Consider the following 18941-nt stretch of genomic DNA (forward strand, 5'->3'; position numbering starts at 1 on the left):
GTGAGTTGAAATTATATTAAAACAAAGCTTAAAATCAAATAAAATTCAACACAAAAATTAAAATTACAAAATCTGTGATATATACTCTTTAAATTTATCCCCACGCTGGGCATATGAACTAAACTGATCCAAGCTAGCACACGCTGGACTTAGCAAAGCCACATCATCTTTTTCCATCATTTTATCTATCAAATTTACAGCGTTTTCTAATGTCTTAGCATTATATACTGGCGCATTCAAAGACTTAGCAATCTTAGTTATCTCATCACAATTTGAGCCTATAGCATAGATCTTAGCGCCTTGATTTACCGCAGCCACAATGGCCTTTTTGATACTTACACCCTTATCATCGCCACCGAGTATTATGTGGATTTTTTCGCCTTTATATCTTGCTAAGGCTTGAAGAGTTGCGTCGATATTTGTAGCTTTAGTATCATTTACCCATAATCTACATTTGTTATCTCTTAACTCTTCTAACTTGTGCGGCTCAATGATAAATGTATTTAACAGATCTATACTCAATGTGCTAAATATGATATTTTCGATAGCCAAAGCCATAATCGCATCCATCAAAAATGGCACTCGAAAATCAATCCTACCAATATCAATATTAAATTTATTAGCCAGATCAATCTCATCTTCATACCCTATAATCTTAGCGTGAGATTTGATTTTTTCATAGCATTTTGGCACTATAGCCACGCTACCTTCCCTCATCATTGATAGTGGTTTTAGCTTGGCATTTTCATACTCTTTAGCACTACCATGCCAACTTATATGATCATCGCTAATAGGCAAAAGCGCATAGATATCAGGAGAGGCAAATTTGGTATAATGGATAGTAAAAGAGCTAGTCTCTAAAATCCAAATTTTAGCCTTCTTGCCCACTAAATCACCAAGTGCAATTCCCACATTACCACCCATAATTGCCCCACGATCCCTTAATAGATGCTCAGTCATTTTAGTCGTTGTAGTCTTGCCATTTGTACCACTAATCCAAATACTTTTTGGGGTGGAATTTCTAAAATAATCATACTCGCTTATGAGATTTTTAGCCGATTTTATCAGCTTATGAGATGGCGGAAATCCAGGACTTGGAATCTCCAATTCACTAAGATTAGGATCAAATTTATCAATCGGTAACAAAGCATTACCATACTCATCGCTACTAGCTACTTTAAATTTATCATCATAGATATTCCAGCCACCGCTTTTGGCGATAGATTTTGTTGTATTAGCATATCCAAATAGAGATTTTATCATTATTTTACCTTAATTTTAATGCGATTAAAGCGATTAAATTTGCCACCAAAGCTATCATCCAAAACCGCACAATAATCTTATTTTCGCTCCATCCTTTCATCTCAAAATGGTGATGTAAAGGCGCCATTAAAAATATACGCTTTTTTCTAATCTTAAAGCTACTAACTTGCAAAATCACAGATAGGGTCTCGACGACAAAGACAAATCCTATGATTATCAGCAAAAGCTCATTTTTTGTAACAATCCCCATATATCCGATAAATGCACCGATACTAAGGCTACCACTATCACCCATAAAAACTTCAGCAGGATAGCAATTAAACCACAAAAATCCTAGCAAAGCTCCTATCAAAGCAGTTACTAAAATCACTATCTCGCCTAAATTCACAACCTTAGGTAACAACAAATATGAACTATAAACAGCATGTCCCATCAAATAAGCAAAAATCCCCAAAGTCACAAGCCCCAAAATCGAAGGCACGCTAGCAAGCCCATCTAATCCATCAGTTAAATTCACAGCATTAGAAGAAGAAGTAAGCACTAAAACCCATAAAACAATAGAAAATATAGATATATCACAAATAGGATATTTATAAAAAGGCAGATAAAACATCGTATCTAATGAGCTAAAAAAGTATAAAAAACCAGCAGTTGCTACCCCTAATAAAATTTGAAATATAAATTTCACTCTAGCGGTGATCCCAGCGTGATTTTGCCTACCTACTATCTTGCTAAAATCATCATAAAATCCAAGCAGACAAAATCCAGCCAAGACAAAAAGTCCGATAAGAACAAAACTATTGCTTAAATTCGCACTAAATAGCGTAGCCACGATAGCACAACTTATAAAGACCACGCCACCCATTGTAGGGGTTTTACCCTTTTGCTGATGGGTTTTGGGAGCTAACTCATAAATTGGCTGATTGGCGTTTTTTACCCTAGCCCACGATATAAATTTAGGCATAAAAAACAGAGTTAAAATAAAAGCTAAAAAAAAGCTAATCTGAGCCCTAACCGTCAAATAGCTAAAAAAATTTATCCCAAAAATATCATAAATATAATAAAGCACCAAATTTCCTAAATGATTATTGAATTTTTAAGGCTCAATTATATAAATTTTTTTCTAAAAAATCGTTAAATATGAATAAAAATTCAAAAAAATTATGGATATTTATAAATTACTGATAAAATTACGGGCTAAATTTATATATTTGCTTAAAATCAGGAGGAATTAACCTAATGAGCAAAAAATCTATACTAGTTATAACCGATGGGATTGGATACAATCCTAATGATACATTTAACGCCTTTAACGCAGCTAAAAAGCCAACATATGAGTGGCTAGAGAAAAACGCAGCTAAAAATTATCTTAAAACCAGCGGCCTAGCAGTTGGATTACCTGATGGTCAGATGGGAAATAGCGAAGTCGGACACATGACGATAGGAAGTGGGAGAATCTTATATCAAAATTTAGTTAAAATTGATAAAGCTATACAAAATAACGAATTAAAAGAGAATAAAGCCCTAAAAGAGCTATTAAATAAGGTAAAAAGAGTCCATATAATCGGCCTATATAGCGATGGTGGTGTTCATTCTCACCTAAATCACTTTGATGCGATAGCTCAAATTTGCTTAGATGAAGGCAAGGTGGTCTATACTCACCCTATCACAGATGGTCGTGATGTAAGCCCAAAAAGTGGATTAAATTTCATCAAATCTCTACAAAACAAATTTACCATTGCCACAATCAGCGGTAGATTTTACGCTATGGATAGGGATAAAAGATGGGATAGAGTCAAACAAGCCTACGATGTAATAGCCAAAAACCAAAATATCCAGAGCATAAAACCAGATGAATATATCCAAAATTCATATAATAATGATATTTTTGATGAGTTTATAGAGCCTGCTAGTTTTGTCGATTTTGGCGGGATTAAAGCTGATGATGGAGTGATATTTATCAATTTTAGAAATGATAGAGCTAGGGAGATTTGTGCTGCTTTGGCTGTTAGTGAATTTAATGAATTCAAGCGTGAAAATATCTGCGAAAATTTAATCACAATGACAAATTATGATGATAAATTTAAATTTCCTATAATGTTTGAAAATGATGATATTAAAGATACTTTAGCCGAAGTAATAGCCCAAAATGGCCTACGCCAGCTCCACACAGCCGAAACCGAAAAATACGCTCATGTTACCTTCTTTTTCAATGGTGGAAAAGAGGATTTAGTAGAAAACGAATCAAGAGTCTTAATCCCTAGTCCAAAGGTCAAAACATACGATGAAAAGCCACAAATGAGCGCATATGAAGTTACTCAAGCTGTCCTTAATGGGATTGAAAATGGGATTGATTTCATCGTTGTCAATTACGCAAATGGCGATATGGTCGGCCACACGGGCAATTATGATGCTGCTATAAAAGCCGTTGAAGCTGTGGATGAGTGCCTTGGCAAGGTGATAAAAAAAGCTATTGAAAATGGCTACTCATATATGCAAATTAGCGATCATGGCAACTGCGAAGCTATGAAAGATAGTAGCGGCGAACTTCTTACAAATCACACTACATTTGATGTATTTAACTATATAATTGCCGATGGAGTAACACAAATAGAGTATGGCGGATTAAGCAATGTGGCGCCAACTATATTAAAATTGATGAATTTAGAAATTCCAAAAGTTATGGATAAACCACTATTTTAAAGGATAAAATATGAAATTTAGCGGAAAAAATGTATTAGTAACCGGCGGTAGTCGTGGGATTGGTGCTGAAATTTGTAAAGTTTTGGCTAGTTTTGGGCTTAAAGTTTGGATAAATTACAGATCAAATCCCGATATTGCTGATGCTCTAAAAGCCCAGATAGAAGCTGGTGGCGGTAGTGCTGCTGTAGTGAAATTTGACGCTACTAATGAGGCGGAATTTATCGAGGCTATAAATTTAATAGTTCAAAGTGATGGCGAGTTAAGCTACCTTGTCAATAACGCCGGGATTACAAACGATAAATTAGCTCTTAGAATGAGCGTAGATGACTTTAATAGCGTTATTGATGCGAATTTAAAAAGTGCTTTTATAGGCTCTCGTGAGGCATTAAAAGTAATGAGTAAAAAACGCTTTGGCTCTGTAGTAAATGTCGCTTCAATAGTTGGTGAAATGGGAAACGCAGGCCAAACAAACTACTCAGCTAGCAAAGGTGGTATGATAGCAATGAGTAAAAGCTTTGCCAAAGAAGGCGCTAGTAGAAATGTGCGTTTTAATAGCGTAACTCCTGGCTTTATCGCTACTGATATGACTAGTGAATTAAGCGATGAGATCAAAGCAAATTATTCGGCAAATATCCCACTTAAAAGATTTGGCGAGCCTAGTGAGGTAGCTAATGCGGTGGCCTTTTTATTAAGTGATTACGCAAGCTACATTACCGGCGATACGCTAAAAATAAACGGCGGATTATATATGTAGCAAACTTTAAGGCAAATTATAGTAAGATTACACTCATTTTTATTTTTTAGGAGAAAATTATGGCAATATTTGACGAAGTTAGAGATGTTGTAGTAGAACAACTTAGCGTTTCAGCTGATGCTGTAAAAATGGAGTCAAAAATCATAGAAGATTTAGGTGCTGATTCATTAGATGTTGTTGAGTTAGTTATGGCTTTAGAAGAGAAATTTGATGTTGAAATTCCAGATAGTGAAGCCGAAAAACTAATTAGCATCGCAGATGTTGTAAATTATGTTGAAGGTCTAAAAAAATAATTAAAATATTAAGTGATTAAATTTAAATTTTAGGAGAAGTAGCATTGAAAAGAGTGGTAGTAACTGGTTTAGGTATGATAACTGCGCTAGGTCTTGATAAAGATGTATCTTTTAAAAATATTTGCGATGGCAAAACAGGTGTAAAAAAGATAACCCTATTTGATGCTACTGATTTTCCAGTACAAATAGCTGCTCAAATAGATGATTTTGATCCAGCTACTATAATGGAGGCAAAAGAGATAAAAAAGGTAGATAGATTTATCCAGTTAGGCTTAAAAGCCGCTAAAGACGCTATGGATGATGCGAATTTTAAAGATTTTGATCCAAGTGAATTTGGCGTTAGCTCAGCTGCTGGTATCGGTGGCCTACCAAATATAGAAAAAAATTCTAATATATGTTTAGAAAAAGGCCCTAGAAAAATATCTCCGTTTTTTATCCCTTCTGCTTTGGTAAATATGCTTGGTGGATTAGTTAGCATAGCTCACAATCTTAAAGGTCCAAATTTATCTAGCGTAACAGCGTGTGCCGCATCAACTCACGCTATATGCGAAGCCGCCAAGACAATTATGATAGGCGAGACAAAAGCTATGCTAGTTATTGGTGCTGAGTCTGCTATCTGTCCTGTAGGTATCGGCGGATTTGCCGCTATGAAGGCACTATCTACAAGAAATGACGATCCAGCCGCAGCATCAAGACCATTTGATGCCAATAGAGATGGCTTTGTAATGGGCGAAGGTGCTGGAGCATTGATATTAGAAGAGTATGAGAGTGCTATAGCTAGAGGGGCTAGAATTTACGCTGAAATAGTCGGTTTTGGCGAGAGTGCAGACGCACACCATATCACAAGCCCTAGCTTAGATGGCCCACAAAGAGCCATGAGTAAAGCCCTATCAATGGCTGGAGATATCAAAATTGATTATATCAATGCTCACGGCACATCCACTTCAGCAAATGATGCTAACGAAACTGCTGCTATCAAAGCTGTATTTGGCGATAATATCCCAGCTATTAGCTCTACTAAGGGTCAGACAGGCCACTGCTTGGGTGCTGCTGGTGCTATAGAAGCGGTAATCTCTATCATGGCTATGAATCAAGGTATCATCCCACCTACTATCAATCAAACAGATAGAGCACCTGAGTGCGACTTGGATTATACCCCAAATTCAGCTAGAAAATCTGAACTAAATGCTGTTATGAGTAACTCATTTGGCTTTGGTGGAACTAACGGCTCAGTCATATTCAAAAGGCTAAAATAATGGCTAGCTATCTTGATTTTGAAAAAGGTATTCAACAAATTGATGAGGATATAGCTAACGCTAAGATTAAAGGCGATGAGCACGCTATTGAGATACTAAGTAAAAATTTAGAAAAAGAGATAGCAAAAACATATAAAAATTTAAATGAATTCCAAAGATTAAATTTAGCTAGGCATCCAGATCGCCCTTATGCGCTTGATTATATCAGAGCTCTTCTAACTGATAGCTATGAAATTCACGGCGATAGAACTTACGCTGATGATCCATCAATTGTCTGTTATAGTGGCTACATAGGCAATAAAAAGGTAATTGTCATAGCCGAACAAAAAGGCCGTGGAACAAAATATAAAATTATGAGAAATTTCGGTATGCCTCATCCTGAAGGCTATAGAAAAGCTTTGCGTGTAGCTAGATTGGCTGAAAAATTTGAAATTCCTGTAATATTTTTGATTGATACTCCAGGTGCTTATCCTGGTGTTGGTGCTGAAGAGCGTGGTCAAAGTGAGGCTATAGCTAGAAATTTATTTGAGCTTAGTGAGCTTAAAACTAGAACAATAGCAATTGTAATTGGCGAAGGTGGTAGCGGTGGCGCTCTTGCTATTGGTGTTGCTGATCGCTTAGCAATGATGAGAAATTCTGTATTTTCTGTGATATCGCCAGAGGGTTGTGCGGCGATTTTATGGAATGATCCTAGTAAAAGCGAAGCCGCTACTAAAGCTATGAAGATCACAGCCGATGACTTAAAAGAGCTAAATTTAATTGATGATGTGATAGATGAACCTATAATGGGGGCTCACAGAGATAAAGATGGCGCCATATCAGCAGTTGGTGAATATATCAGAAATCAACTTGAAGAGTTAGAAAAATTATCTATAGATGAAGTTGTAAGTGCTAGAATGGCGAAAATATTATCTGTCGGAGCTTATGAATAGTTGAGTATTTAGCCAAATTTGGTATGAAATTTGGCTTAATTTTAATCTATTTTTTCTATCCAACATTTTTATATCCAAATTCTACTAAACTAACTTATCAAATCCAAAATATCTTTAACTCTTTTAAATAATCTAAATTTCATTACTCTATGTTACTCATATCAATTATCTCTTGAACGCCATCTAAGAGATGATTTAATGGCACACCTAAAGTCTTAGGTATCTGTAAAAGATGAGCGATATTAAAATGCGCACCATTTAGACAAATTTCAGCAAAACTAACCACGCTTACAGATTTATATCCCATCTCTAAAGATAGAGATAGCTGCGAAACCTTACGCTCCTTTCTAGCTTTTGCTACATTTTGACCTATTTTCTTATAGACTTTTAAATTTTCTTTCTTACTAAGCAAAAAATACCTTATTATTATAAGTTATTCTTATTATTGCTTAATGTCTAACCTTATATCAACTTATTATAATAAGTTGAACTATATTTTGATTAATAATATTATTTGCCGCTTAAAAATCAACTAAAAATTCAACCTCTATAAAAATGACGGGGGTGTAAGCTAACTCCTATGAAAATATCTCTTGGGTAAAAAAGCAAAAATGTCTCTATTATCCACGCTTGGGGGCAGAATAATCACTTTTGGAATAACAAGCTTTGCGCTCTTGCTTGGCCATCTTAGAAAGTATATTATCAAAATTGACTAATTTAGGTGGAAGTGCCTACGAAAAAGGCTTTGTAAGCTTTTTAGAAGTGCCTGAAAGTGGCAAATAGGTGTTTTGGTATTTTGAACGAGTAGTTTTTTAGCTAAGAGAATTTCGCAAATAAAATTAGATAATCAAGAGATGATTATCGATATTGCTTTTGGCAAAAAAGGTTAAATTTTATCTAGCTTTCATTGAGGATTTTAGATTTTTTATCTATCCTAAATCGATTTTCACATTTATATTAGAGTGCGAGCATAAAGGCAAAATCACACAAAATCTCACTATACCAAGATCCGAGCTTGACAAAGCCTTAAAAGAGTTTATCAATAAAAACTTAATTTGATAAACTCTAAATCGCCATAAAGGCTTAGCCCTTTGGCTAAATTTATTTTTTGCTCTTTTGAGATCTTAAATTTCTAGCTAAATCGCAAGACTCATTTTCACCATTATTACAAGCGATTTGATAAATTGTAATAGCCGTATCAATATCTTTTGTTACGCCATCACCATAGACAAACATATCAGCGAGTTGCTTACAAGCAGGAATATATTGAAATCCATAACAGATCATATCATAGGCGATTGCAGCACTTTTAAAGTCGCCACTTTTATAAATTTCATCAACGAGTTTTTTACATTTTGATGGATTATTAAGTTTAGAGCACTCATTATAAAAGCTCTCTATCTTGGCTTCTATCTGTTCTTGGCTCACCTCTATTTGCTTTGGCTTGGTGGTGAGTGTGGTTTTTTGGAAACAACCAGCTAGGATAAATCCAGCTAAAATCGCTACAATAACGCCTCTCAACTCTCTCTCCTTACTATATAATATGTCTCTTTTGGGGTTAGTTTTTTGATTATAATTTTATATTTATTAGCCCATGATTGGACTATTTCGTTGAATTCATCTATGATTTGTGGTATTTGGCTTTCGCATTTTATTTTAAATTTATCTTCGCTATTAGATAGAGCTACAAAACCATCTAAATGCTTGATCTTTTCATGTAAATTTATAATATGCTCAATCTCTCTTTCATCAAAATCACAAGCCGATAAAACCCTTTTAACCTGCTCCAAAAGCGCCTCATTTACATTATATCCAAGCCCTGTTAATACTAATTCTAAACTCATTATATCCCCCTAATTTTGTGATTTTTGGCTGATTAAAACTGCTTCTATAATCTTTTTGATATCGCCATCTAGCACTGCATCAGCCTGAGAATATGCGATATTGCTTCTATTGTCTTTTACCTGTTTATATGGGAATAGGACATATGAGCGAATTTGATGCCCCCAACCCATTTCGCTCTTTTCTACTGAGTCGCTAGCGGCTCTTTGTCTCTCTAATTCAAGCTCATAAAGCCTTGATTTTAGCATTTTCATCGCTGTGGCTTTGTTTTTGTGCTGACTTCTATCATTTTGGCACTGGACTACAATGCCTGTAGGTATGTGAGTTATACGGACTGCACTCTCTGTTTTATTGACATGCTGACCACCTGCCCCGCTAGCTCTGTAATAATCTAGCCTTAAATCCTTATCTTCTATCTCTATAGCTATATCATCATCGACTTCAGGGCTTACCATTACACTTGAAAAGCTCGTATGACGCCTACCTGCGCTATCAAATGGGCTAGTTCTAACAAGGCGATGGATGCCATTTTCGGCCTTTAAATATCCATAAGCATTTTCACCTTTGACAATGAAGCTTACATCTTTAATACCAGCTTCATCACCCTCTTGAAAATCCAAAGTTTCTACCTTATAGCCCTCCCTTTCACAAAATCTCAAATACATTCTATAAAGCATACTCGCCCAGTCATTGCTCTCGGTCCCGCCGGCTCCAGGATGGATAGTAACAATAGCATTTTTATTATCATCTTCGCCGCTAAGCATCATAGAGACTTCTAAATTTGTAATTAAATCTTCTAAATTTTCTGAATCTTCAAATAGCGAATTTATCGTATCAAGATCGTTTTCTGAATTTGCTAAGTCAAATAGCTCGGTTGCGTCATTTAAAGCATTTTGAGCATTTTGGAATTTGCTTAGCATAGAATTTAGCTTGGTTTTCTCTTTACCGATTTGGCTAGCAAGCTCTATATCACTCCAAAAGCTCGGGTCTTGCTCTAAACTCTCAATCTCAGATAGCCTAGACTCAATGGATGAGGGATTTATAACCTTAGCGATATTATCAATTTTTATTTTTAAACTCTTTAAAAGCTCGTTATATTCGTAATTATCCAAAGTTTTGCCCTTTAAATTTTTGGCGAAATTCTATCTAAAATATGGTTAAAATTTGATTATTTATGGTAAATATTTCTCAAAATTTATGCTAAAATTACAGATTAAAAATTCCTAAAGAGAGTATAATGCAAATTTTAAAAACCATATCCCAACTGCGTGAGTTTAGATCTAAATGCTCTAGTAGTGTAGGTTTTGTGCCAACAATGGGGGCGTTACACGCTGGCCACGCAGAATTAATCAAAAGCTCCGTAACTCAAAATGATCATACAATTGTAAGTATATTTGTCAATCCAACGCAATTTTTAGCCGGTGAGGATCTAAATAGGTATCCTAGAACGCCTGAAGCTGATATCAAAATTTGTGAGTTGTGTCAAGTTGATGCGGTATTTATGCCTGAAGTTGATGAAATTTATAGCGAAGATGAGCCAAAGATTATAGCACCAAAAGAGCTTAGCAGCGTGTTAGAAGGCCATTCTAGGCCGGGGCATTTTGATGGAGTTTGTACTATTTTGACTAAATTTTTTAATCTTATTAAACCTACAAATGCCTACTTTGGTAAAAAAGATACCCAACAGCTTTTAATCGTTGAAAATATGGTAAAATCACTATTTATAGATATTAATATCATTGGGGTTGATATAGTAAGATCTAGTGATGGACTAGCCTTATCAAGTCGCAACTCATATCTAAATGATGATGAGCTAGCTCAAGCTCTTAAACTATCTAGGTCATTAATGAAAGCTAGTAATCTAATCAAAGCCAATCAGCTAAATTCCATTGAGATTAAAAAATCTATGAGTAGTATTTTGGAGCCTTTAAAGGTAGATTATATCGAAATTGTGGATAAAAACTTAAAGCAAATTCAAAATATAGAGCTAGGCAATAGCATTATTTTGGTCGCTGCGTATGTAGGCAATACAAGATTAATTGATAATTTGTGGGTGTAATGTGGCAAATTTATATTTAGTTTCCCTTGGGTGTAATAAAAATTTAGTTGATAGCGAGATTATGCTTGGTAGGCTGGGCGCTTATGATATAGTAGATGATCCAAATGATGCTGATGTGATGATAGTAAATACCTGTGGATTTATAGAAGATGCCAAGAGTGAGAGCATTAGCACTATTTTGGAGTTGGCTAATTATAAAAAGCCAAATTCCGTTTTAGTAGTGACAGGTTGTTTGATGCAAAGATATCGTGATGAGCTTATGCGTGAGCTTCCTGAAGTTGATATATTTACTGGTGTGGGGGATTATGCTAGGATTGATGAGATCATCCTTAAAAAGCAAAATTTATTTAGTCCCGATACATATTTACAACCTAAAAATACCAAAAGAGTAATCACCGGCTCAAGCTATCACGCATATATCAAAATTTCTGAAGGTTGTAATCAAAAGTGTAGCTTTTGTGCTATTCCAAGCTTTAAAGGCAAGTTAAAAAGTAGAGATATCGATAGCATAGTTGCTGAAATAAAAGAGCTAGTGGGTAGGGGTTATAGCGATTTTAGCTTTATCGCTCAAGATAGTAGCTCATTTTTGCGTGATTGTGGCAAGAGTCAAGGGCTAATTGATTTGATCGATGCAGTTGAAAAGATAGATGGGATTAATGCTGCTAGGATTTTGTACCTATATCCAACTAGCACTAATGAGAGACTGATACAAAAAATTATAGACTCAAAGGTCTTTGTAAATTACTTTGATATGCCTATTCAGCATATTAATGATGAGATGTTAAAGATAATGCGAAGGGGTGCTAATAAAGATAAAATTATAAATCTTTTAAATATGATGAGATCAGCGCCAAATAGCTTTTTACGAACTGGGATTATAATAGGCCATCCTGGCGAAAAAGATAGCTATTTTAATGAGCTTTGTGAGTTTTTGCGTGAGTTTAAATTTGATAGAATTTCAGCTTTTGCCTACTCTAAAGAAGAAGATACCCTAGCTTATGATATGGAGCAAATAGAACCTAAAATAATCACACAAAGACTCAATAAGATTGAAAAAATCATAAAATCCGTAATTGATGAGAGCTTCAAAGGCTTAGTTGGTCGCACTATCAAAATCCAAATCAATGGCGTAAGTAGCGAAGGGGAGATGTTTTATGGGGCTAAAGCTGTGATTTGGGATAGGGATATTGATGGTGAGATTTTAATAAATGATAGCCAAATACCAAATCCAAAAGTTGGGCAAATTTATAATTGTCAAATCACTGAATATGCTAAAGATAAATTGATTGGGCAGATCGTTTGCGATTAGAGCTTGAATATTTACAAAACAAAAAACCACTTCTAGCATTCTCGCACGGAGTTGATAGCACGGCGTTATTTTATCTATTAGATGATGCTGGGGTGAGCTTTGATTGTGCTATGGTAAATTATCAAACTCGCCCTACTAGCTTGAGTGAAGAGCTAAGTGCTAAGGAGTTATGCGAGAAATATCGCAAAAATTTATATATTCATAGGGCAAATTTAAAACTTGAAAACTCAAATTTCGAAAATAGTGCTAGAGATATCAGATATGAGTTTTTCGCTAAAATTATGTGTGAGTATGATTATGACGCACTTATTTTAGCTCATCAACTCAATGACTCTTTAGAATGGTTGCTTATGCAACTAAGCAAAGGTAGCGGCGCTGTGGGGCTCGCTGGTATGATGCCTAAGAGCAAAAAAAGAGTTAAATTCCAAAATATAACCAAAGATATAGAGATATTTCGCCCGCTTTTAGGGGTGAGTCGTGATGAAATTTTAAACTATCTAAATAGCAAAAATATAAGATATTTTATAGATAGCTCAAACCAAAATCTCAAATTTAAACGAAATAAAATTAGAGCTGAATTTAGTGATAAGTTTATATCGCAATTTGCTAGTGGAGTTAAGAGAAGTTTTGAGCTTTTAAGAGATGATGCGAATATATTATTAGGTGAGTTTGAGTATGATGATGGGGAGATTTTTGTGCTTCAAAAATCTTTGAATTCATCAAATTTAATAGATCAAGCTTGTAAAAAATTAGGTGTATTGATGAGCCAAAAGACAAGAGAGTTAAGCACCCAAAATGACTGCGTAATTTCTCATAAAATCGCAATCACATCAAACCAAAACTACTATTTCATCGCTCCATATATCAAAACAACAATGGATAAAAAGACAAAAGAGCGTTTTAGAATTTTAAAGATTCCGCCCCTACTTCGCCCATATCTATCACTAAATTCGCATAAACTCAACGCTCTTGATAGATTTTTATCACAAAGCTAGTCTCGATATAATCATCTTTGGATTCCATCTCTATGGGGAAATTTACATTAATTAGACTATCATAATTCTTTAAATCATTTATAAAATCATATAAATTTTGCGGATTTTTCATCTTAGCACTTACCCTAACTTGGTTAATTATATATCTAGGGTCATCATTTAAAATCGTAGGTCTAGATAGATAAACATTGCTAAAATACTTCCCGGCCATGCTGATAAATTTCATCTCATTAAAGCTGTTTTTTAGCACATTTAAGGCTCTTTGGTGTTCTGATTTAAGACTCTCATAAGCGGCTAAATTCTCATTATAAATTTGCTCTATTTTGGTTAAATTTATCTTTTTTTCGCTATTTATTTCACTTGCTTGTTTGTATTTATCAATAGTCGGCATCGCTATAGAAAATACCATAATAAGCATAAAAATAATAAAAATTAGGCTAAAAATCGTTAATTTAGTGATATCAATGTTATCTAAACTTCTATCTATTCTCATCTATTTCACTCTCCATCTGTGTGCTTATCTTGCTAATATTAACAAAGTTATACCATCCATTAGGAAGTTGATAAAATGTAGTATTAGATATGCTAAATATAGATTTTAGCGGTGCTTCAAATAGTAGTTTGAAGTGGTCTTGCGTCGGTGTTACGCCTTTGATTTTCAAAGCATTATCCTCTAAATATAGGCTATTTAGAGTTACTCCATCTGGCACAAGGTTAAATAAATTCATCAAACTCTTATTTAAAATCAAATTTTTATTATAGATATCTAAGCTCATATCTCTTTTTATCAAAGTGATTTTGGTCTCTTCTTCTATCTGCTTGATTGCTTTAAATGTCTCGTCATATTTGGCTTGTAGATCTTGGGAATTTGAGTTTATCACATAAACCCTCATACTTACAAACATAGCCCCAAATATAAACAAAATAGCCAAAATCGCCATCGCACAAAGCCAAATTTTGGTAAAGATAGATAGTATCGGCTTGATTTTAGGCTGGATAAAACTATAACTCATCGCTAATCTCTTTTATCATCATATTATTTAATAACTTATCAATATCGTGTTTATAAATTTTTGTATTTATCATTAGCTCATTTTCAGCCATCACTACAAACTCATTATCCAAGCTCAATCCATCAAAAATTACAATCTCTTCTATAAAATCTCCGCTATAAATTTTATTATGATAATACTCATTAATTGCTAGTTTGATATTGCTAATTATCGTTATCTCCTCGCCAATATCCCTTACGCTATCTTCTAGATTTTTGCTTGCTACTTCCATATCTTCTTGGTTGATATCTTCGAATTCGCCATTACCTAAATTCTCACTATCAAAAGAGTCAAATGAGCCAATATCACCTAAATTATCAAGCTGGCTTAATCTATCTTGCTCCTCTTCTATCACATTATCCAAATCTGCGCTCTCTTCTTTGCTAACAGCCTTATCATAATAGTTAAAATCTTCAATATCTTTTCTAGTATCAAAATATCCGCCAAATTTCATCTTATTACCATCAAAAATCATAATAGTATTACTATCGTCCATATTTAATAGATATAAGGTTATTCCATCTTTTAGGGATTCTTTGATTAAAGAGTGTAAAATAGCAAATGGTGAGTAGATCAAATCTGGCTTTACAGCTAACGAGTTTTCAAAAAGCTCCAACTCATTATCAGGTACCACGATACTCCAACCATCTAGCTTAACTTTATCAACTAAGTTATATTCTATATTAAATTTTTCAAATTCACTAGCACTAACTGCTGGCAAAGCCCACTGCTTAGGGCTATTTAACATAGCAGCAAAATATAGAGTATGATATTGTTTTGTGCGTTTTTTGAGATAATCTATAAGCTTAGAATCCACCACTCCATTGTCTATCTCAAATACCGCTTCACTGCTATTTAAGATTTTATCACCCTTAATAGCCCGTGAAAAAAGATAGCATTTGCCATCTTTGATAATAGCACTAACATACAAAATGGTCAAAAATCCACGAATCCAAGAGATTAAACCAGACATATTAAACCTTAAATTTTAAAAATTTTAGCCAATTTAGCTTTAAATTTAGATTATACTATCCACCTCATCAAATTTTTTGGCTATTAATGCCTTAGCCTCATTGATCTCTAATCCATCCACACTAAAACTATCACTAATATAATAGGTTATCTTGCTAAAAGGCTTTGGTAAAATCATCTTATCCCAGCTATTAAATTCCCAAAATTTACTAGCCTTATAACTCAAAATAACCATATTTACTCCAGTTTTTTGCGCTATTGTCACTGAGCCATCACTAATGCTATGCCTAGGACCCCTTGGGCCATCTGGCGTGATCGCTACATCGATGCCGTTATTTATGGATTTAATAGCTAATAAAAATGCCCTTAAAGCTCCTTTAGATGAGCTTCCACGGATAGAGCCGATACCAAAATGAGCGATAATATCAGTTATCATTTGACCATCTTTGTGATCTGATATTATCACATTTGCTTCTCGCCCATTCCAACATTTAGTAAATATAAAAGGCATAAAAGCAAGCTTTTCATGCCAAAAGAGAATCACAACAGGCTTATTTGGTAGGGTGTTAGTGATAAATTCTTTCTTGCAACTTAGATATATAAGCCTCATTAAAAAAACTAATAAATTTTCTATAATTTTATTAGCGAATTTGGACTTAAATAATCTGCCCATTTAATACCATTCTTCTTGGCTGGGTGATTTTGACATTAGCAAACTTACCCAAAAGCTCTTCACTCCCCTTAGCTTGGACTAAAAAGTTATTATCCGTTCGACCTGCTATCATCCCATCAGCCCTAAGCTCTTCGAAATATACTCTATAAATCTCACCCATCTTAGTAGCTACAATCTCATCTAAAATTTCATTATGTCTATTTTGTAATCTAGTAAGTCTAGCACCGGCTATAGCATCATCAATCTGATTTGGCATAGTTGCCGCTGGAGTTAGCGGGCGAGCCGAGTATTTAAACGAAAAAACTTGCTCAAATCTAACTTTTTCTAAAACATCCATCGTATCTTCAAAATCAGCTTCACTCTCACCAGGAAATCCAACTATAATATCAGTAGATATACTCACGCTAGGACAGAGCGATCTAAGCTTATTAGCCCGATCCAAAAACCACTCTTTAGTATATCCACGCTTCATAGCCTTTAAAATCACGCTACTACCACTTTGTAATGGCATATGCATGGATTTACAAATTTTAGAATTAGTGCTAAATTCATGTAAAAATTTATCATCCATATGAAGTGGATGCGGACTAGTAAAGCGAATTCTCTCCACGCCATCAATCTGGCTAATCATATTTAAAAGATCGCTAAAATCTATCTTTTGGCCATTAGAATTACTAAATCTTTTGCCATAGTTATTGACATTTTGCCCGAGCAAAAATATCTCTTTAGCTCCATTATTAGTAGCTTTTTTAATCTCATTTAAAATTATATCTTTTGGAATGCTTAGCTCATCACCCCTAGTGTGCGGGACTATACAATATGTGCATTTTTTATCGCATCCTATCATGATATTTACATAGCTTTTATATGGACTAGTGCGAAACTCGCCAAAGGCATACTCGCTCTCATCGTGATTGATATCTACGCTCACAAATTTAGGCGTTTTGACTGCGGTTTTGATCTTTGATACATTTCTAGCACCAAGGACAAAATCCACATACGGCGCACGCTTAAATACATCAGAGCCAAGATGGCTAGCCGTACAGCCACAAACACCTATTTTTGCTCCTGGTTTTTTGACCTTTTCAAATCCGCCAACCTCGCTAAAAAGCTTATGGACTGGCCTTTCACGCACTGAGCAAGTATTTATAAGTATCAAATCCGCTTCATCAATTTCACTAGTAGTCTCATACTCATCATCAAGTTCAGCTATGATATGTTCGCTATCACGGACATTCATAGCACATCCCAAAGTCTCTATAAATAGCTTTTTTTTACTAAATTCAGCGCTCAAAGTATATGCACCTCATACATATAATCATTTTCATCTAAGCCGTATTTGACCGTGCGATGATATACACTCAAGCCCTTATTTTCAAAATGCTCAACCAAAGCTATAAGCTGCTTATGTGAGTTATCACGATCAAAATAAAATATCTTTCCACCATCTTTTAACACTGCGCTCTCTATCTTTTCTAAGCTAATTGTTTTTGGTTTTGTATCTAATTCAGCTCTAGCTAATTTTAACTCCATATCTATCCTTTTTTGAGTGATTTTAACTTGCTAGTATAACAAATTTGCTATAAAATTTCGTTTAAATTATAAGCTAGAAATAATTTTAAAGATTATAAAAGCTAATATAAGGTAGAATACCAGCCTTTCAAATTTTAAATCTCAATAATTTATTATTTTGACAGATTAATCACAAAAGGCAGTTTTATGGAGAAGATATTAGATATAATTGAGTCAATCGCTCATGAGAAAAATTTAAGCATTGATGATGTAAAAGCTCGAATTTTAAAGGCTTTTGAATCAGCTGCTAAAAAGCTTTATGGCAATCAATATGAGTATGAAGCATCGATAGATCCAAATAGCAAAAACATAACTCTATATCAAAAAATTTTAGTTGTAGATGAAGATGATGAGAGATTAGATAATGAGCATTTTATAAGTCTTGATAAGGCTAGAGAGCTTGATAAAAGCCTTGAAATTGGTGATAGCTTAAACTATGAGATAAATATCGAAGATCTAGGCAGAAGCGCCGCTGGAGTGCTAAGCCGTGAGATAGAGTATCACATCCAACGCCTTATAGAAGAGAAAATTTTTGAAAAATACAATGCCAAGGTCGGCTCACTTGTCTTTGGAGCAGTGACAAGAGTTGATAGCGATGAAAATACCTTTATAGAAATAGATGAGATTAGAGCTGTGATGAGTATGAAAAACCGCATTAAAGATGAGAAATTCAAAGTCGGCGATGTGGTAAAATGTGTTATAAAAAGTGTAAAATTAGATAAAAAAGATGGGATAAAAGTCGAGCTATCACGCACTTCGCCTAAATTTCTTGAAGCTCTATTAAAAGCTGAAGTCCCAGAGATCAAAGATGGTGGAGTAATCATCCAAAATAGCGCTAGAATCCCAGGCAAAAAAGCCAAAATCGCCCTATACTCAACCACCCCAAATATCGATCCAGTCGGTGCTACAGTAGGTGTCAAGGGAGTTAGAATCAATGCTGTAAGCAATGAATTAAATGGCGAAAATATAGACGCTATCGAGTATAGCAATGAGCCATCAATATTTGTAGCAAGAGCCTTAGCCCCAGCCATCGTAAGCTCTGTAAAAATAGAAGGCGATAAGGCTATTGTATCTTTGGTGCCAGAGCAAAAATCCAAAGCCATCGGCGTAAGCGGTATCAATATCAGATTAGCAAGCATGCTAACCAAATATGAGATCGAACTACAAGAGTTAAGCACCCAGCCAAATCAGATAAACAACGAAGAGGGGCTAAAAAATCTAAAAGCGCTATTTGGCGATCTGTGATTTATGCTAATTTATCTTAAT

At 34.7% G+C, this 18941-nt stretch carries 21 protein-coding genes; 9 read left to right on the forward strand and 12 right to left on the reverse strand.

All coding sequences use genetic code 11. The features are described from left to right. Positions 1-63: 63 nt before the first annotated feature. Both murD and mraY read right to left on the reverse strand, forming a co-directional pair. Positions 64-1263 carry a UDP-N-acetylmuramoyl-L-alanine--D-glutamate ligase gene (murD, locus tag CCAL9328_RS05895; protein ID WP_096021656.1) on the reverse strand — a complete coding sequence of 400 codons (1200 nt, stop codon included), beginning with the start codon at positions 1261-1263 and terminating at the stop codon, positions 64-66. A 4-nt stretch (positions 1264-1267) separates the two neighbouring features. After that, positions 1268-2332, reverse strand: a complete 1065-nt coding sequence (gene mraY, locus CCAL9328_RS05900) for a phospho-N-acetylmuramoyl-pentapeptide-transferase (RefSeq protein WP_170000246.1) — start codon at positions 2330-2332, stop codon at positions 1268-1270. A 170-nt stretch (positions 2333-2502) separates the two neighbouring features. On the opposite strand from mraY, the gene gpmI reads away from it, so the two are divergent. The 5 genes from gpmI to CCAL9328_RS05925 are packed head-to-tail and all read left to right on the forward strand — an operon-like array spanning position 2503 to position 7201. After that, a complete protein-coding gene (gene gpmI, locus CCAL9328_RS05905; protein WP_170000247.1) occupies positions 2503-3966 on the forward strand; it encodes a 2,3-bisphosphoglycerate-independent phosphoglycerate mutase in 1464 nt (487 codons plus the stop codon). 10 nt (positions 3967-3976) lie between these two features. Next, a complete protein-coding gene (fabG, locus tag CCAL9328_RS05910) occupies positions 3977-4720 on the forward strand; it encodes a 3-oxoacyl-ACP reductase FabG (RefSeq protein WP_096025315.1) in 744 nt (247 codons plus the stop codon). 59 nt (positions 4721-4779) lie between these two features. Then, positions 4780-5013, forward strand: a complete 234-nt coding sequence (gene acpP / locus CCAL9328_RS05915) for an acyl carrier protein (protein WP_096014038.1) — start codon at positions 4780-4782, stop codon at positions 5011-5013. A 44-nt stretch (positions 5014-5057) separates the two neighbouring features. Beyond that, a complete protein-coding gene (locus tag CCAL9328_RS05920; protein WP_096019835.1) occupies positions 5058-6269 on the forward strand; it encodes a beta-ketoacyl-ACP synthase II in 1212 nt (403 codons plus the stop codon). Further along, a complete protein-coding gene (locus CCAL9328_RS05925) occupies positions 6269-7201 on the forward strand; it encodes an acetyl-CoA carboxylase carboxyltransferase subunit alpha (protein WP_096014040.1) in 933 nt (310 codons plus the stop codon). Before CCAL9328_RS05920 ends, CCAL9328_RS05925 begins: the two co-directional genes overlap by 1 nt. A gap of 142 nt (positions 7202-7343) precedes the next feature. On the opposite strand, the gene CCAL9328_RS05930 is transcribed toward CCAL9328_RS05925, so the two are convergent. The 4 genes from CCAL9328_RS05930 to prfB form a co-directional block, all read right to left on the reverse strand. Then, on the reverse strand, positions 7344-7613 hold the full coding sequence (locus CCAL9328_RS05930) for a helix-turn-helix domain-containing protein (protein WP_170000248.1): 270 nt from the start codon (positions 7611-7613) through the stop codon (positions 7344-7346). Between the two features lie 689 nt (positions 7614-8302). Then, a complete protein-coding gene (locus CCAL9328_RS05935) occupies positions 8303-8722 on the reverse strand; it encodes an SEL1-like repeat protein (RefSeq protein WP_096014043.1) in 420 nt (139 codons plus the stop codon). Then, positions 8719-9045, reverse strand: a complete 327-nt coding sequence (locus tag CCAL9328_RS05940) for a type II secretion system protein (protein ID WP_096021660.1) — start codon at positions 9043-9045, stop codon at positions 8719-8721. The genes CCAL9328_RS05935 and CCAL9328_RS05940 overlap by 4 nt, the downstream gene beginning before the upstream one ends. Positions 9046-9054: 9 nt before the next feature. Next, positions 9055-10155 (reverse strand): peptide chain release factor 2, encoded by a 1101-nt coding sequence (prfB, locus tag CCAL9328_RS05945; protein WP_096015775.1) that lies wholly within the window; start codon positions 10153-10155, stop codon positions 9055-9057. A 125-nt stretch (positions 10156-10280) separates the two neighbouring features. Here prfB and panC point away from each other — a divergent pair, with 125 nt between their 5' ends. From panC to tilS, 3 genes are read left to right on the forward strand one after another with little or no spacing between them, the layout of a single operon-like run. Beyond that, positions 10281-11102 carry a pantoate--beta-alanine ligase gene (panC, locus tag CCAL9328_RS05950; RefSeq protein WP_170000249.1) on the forward strand — a complete coding sequence of 274 codons (822 nt, stop codon included), beginning with the start codon at positions 10281-10283 and terminating at the stop codon, positions 11100-11102. Between the two features lies 1 nt (position 11103). Further along, positions 11104-12411, forward strand: a complete 1308-nt coding sequence (rimO, locus tag CCAL9328_RS05955; protein ID WP_170000250.1) for a 30S ribosomal protein S12 methylthiotransferase RimO — start codon at positions 11104-11106, stop codon at positions 12409-12411. Next, entirely contained in the window at positions 12402-13406 is a 1005-nt protein-coding gene (tilS, locus tag CCAL9328_RS05960) for a tRNA lysidine(34) synthetase TilS (protein ID WP_096025320.1), read from the forward strand. Before rimO ends, tilS begins: the two co-directional genes overlap by 10 nt. Here the strand turns inward: tilS and CCAL9328_RS05965 are convergent. Genes CCAL9328_RS05965 through CCAL9328_RS05990 form a run of 6 tightly spaced genes read right to left on the reverse strand, consistent with a single transcriptional unit; the run spans position 13372 to position 17636 of the window. Next, positions 13372-13899 (reverse strand): hypothetical protein, encoded by a 528-nt coding sequence (locus CCAL9328_RS05965; RefSeq protein WP_096025321.1) that lies wholly within the window; start codon positions 13897-13899, stop codon positions 13372-13374. The genes tilS and CCAL9328_RS05965 overlap by 35 nt on opposite strands. After that, a complete protein-coding gene (locus CCAL9328_RS05970) occupies positions 13886-14419 on the reverse strand; it encodes a PilN family protein (RefSeq protein WP_096015780.1) in 534 nt (177 codons plus the stop codon). The genes CCAL9328_RS05965 and CCAL9328_RS05970 overlap by 14 nt, the downstream gene beginning before the upstream one ends. Continuing rightward, positions 14409-15431: a DUF8341 domain-containing protein gene (locus CCAL9328_RS05975; RefSeq protein WP_170000251.1), complete on the reverse strand. Its 1023-nt coding sequence runs from the start codon at positions 15429-15431 to the stop codon at positions 14409-14411. The genes CCAL9328_RS05970 and CCAL9328_RS05975 overlap by 11 nt, the downstream gene beginning before the upstream one ends. Before the next feature lie 45 nt (positions 15432-15476). After that, positions 15477-16103 (reverse strand): lysophospholipid acyltransferase family protein, encoded by a 627-nt coding sequence (locus CCAL9328_RS05980; protein WP_096014052.1) that lies wholly within the window; start codon positions 16101-16103, stop codon positions 15477-15479. Then, on the reverse strand, positions 16087-17397 hold the full coding sequence (gene miaB / locus CCAL9328_RS05985) for a tRNA (N6-isopentenyl adenosine(37)-C2)-methylthiotransferase MiaB (RefSeq protein ID WP_170000252.1): 1311 nt from the start codon (positions 17395-17397) through the stop codon (positions 16087-16089). Before miaB ends, CCAL9328_RS05980 begins: the two co-directional genes overlap by 17 nt. After that, the gene (locus CCAL9328_RS05990) at positions 17394-17636 is read right to left on the reverse strand and encodes an HP0268 family nuclease (protein WP_096017570.1); all 243 of its coding nucleotides are present in this window, start codon (positions 17634-17636) and stop codon (positions 17394-17396) included. Before CCAL9328_RS05990 ends, miaB begins: the two co-directional genes overlap by 4 nt. 186 nt (positions 17637-17822) lie before the next feature. Between CCAL9328_RS05990 and nusA the strand changes: the two genes are divergently transcribed. Beyond that, a complete protein-coding gene (gene nusA / locus CCAL9328_RS05995; protein WP_096019113.1) occupies positions 17823-18920 on the forward strand; it encodes a transcription termination factor NusA in 1098 nt (365 codons plus the stop codon). The last annotated feature ends 21 nt before the right edge of the window (positions 18921-18941 follow it).

This window comes from Campylobacter sp. RM9328 (assembly GCF_012978615.1).

What these genes read in the sequence shown, in the direction of transcription:
- murD (WP_096021656.1), bottom strand. Translation starts at nt 1,263, where the DNA reads ATGATAAAATCTCTATTTGGATATGCTAATACAACAAAATCTATCGCC.
- gpmI (WP_170000247.1), top strand. Translation starts at nt 2,503, where the DNA reads ATGAGCAAAAAATCTATACTAGTTATAACCGATGGGATTGGATACAAT.
- fabG (WP_096025315.1), top strand. Translation starts at nt 3,977, where the DNA reads ATGAAATTTAGCGGAAAAAATGTATTAGTAACCGGCGGTAGTCGTGGG.
- acpP (WP_096014038.1), top strand. Translation starts at nt 4,780, where the DNA reads ATGGCAATATTTGACGAAGTTAGAGATGTTGTAGTAGAACAACTTAGC.
- CCAL9328_RS05925 (WP_096014040.1), top strand. Translation starts at nt 6,269, where the DNA reads ATGGCTAGCTATCTTGATTTTGAAAAAGGTATTCAACAAATTGATGAG.
- CCAL9328_RS05940 (WP_096021660.1), bottom strand. Translation starts at nt 9,045, where the DNA reads ATGAGTTTAGAATTAGTATTAACAGGGCTTGGATATAATGTAAATGAG.
- panC (WP_170000249.1), top strand. Translation starts at nt 10,281, where the DNA reads ATGCAAATTTTAAAAACCATATCCCAACTGCGTGAGTTTAGATCTAAA.
- CCAL9328_RS05965 (WP_096025321.1), bottom strand. Translation starts at nt 13,899, where the DNA reads ATGAGAATAGATAGAAGTTTAGATAACATTGATATCACTAAATTAACG.
- CCAL9328_RS05970 (WP_096015780.1), bottom strand. Translation starts at nt 14,419, where the DNA reads ATGAGTTATAGTTTTATCCAGCCTAAAATCAAGCCGATACTATCTATC.
- CCAL9328_RS05975 (WP_170000251.1), bottom strand. Translation starts at nt 15,431, where the DNA reads ATGTCTGGTTTAATCTCTTGGATTCGTGGATTTTTGACCATTTTGTAT.
- CCAL9328_RS05980 (WP_096014052.1), bottom strand. Translation starts at nt 16,103, where the DNA reads ATGGGCAGATTATTTAAGTCCAAATTCGCTAATAAAATTATAGAAAAT.
- CCAL9328_RS05990 (WP_096017570.1), bottom strand. Translation starts at nt 17,636, where the DNA reads ATGGAGTTAAAATTAGCTAGAGCTGAATTAGATACAAAACCAAAAACA.
- nusA (WP_096019113.1), top strand. Translation starts at nt 17,823, where the DNA reads ATGGAGAAGATATTAGATATAATTGAGTCAATCGCTCATGAGAAAAAT.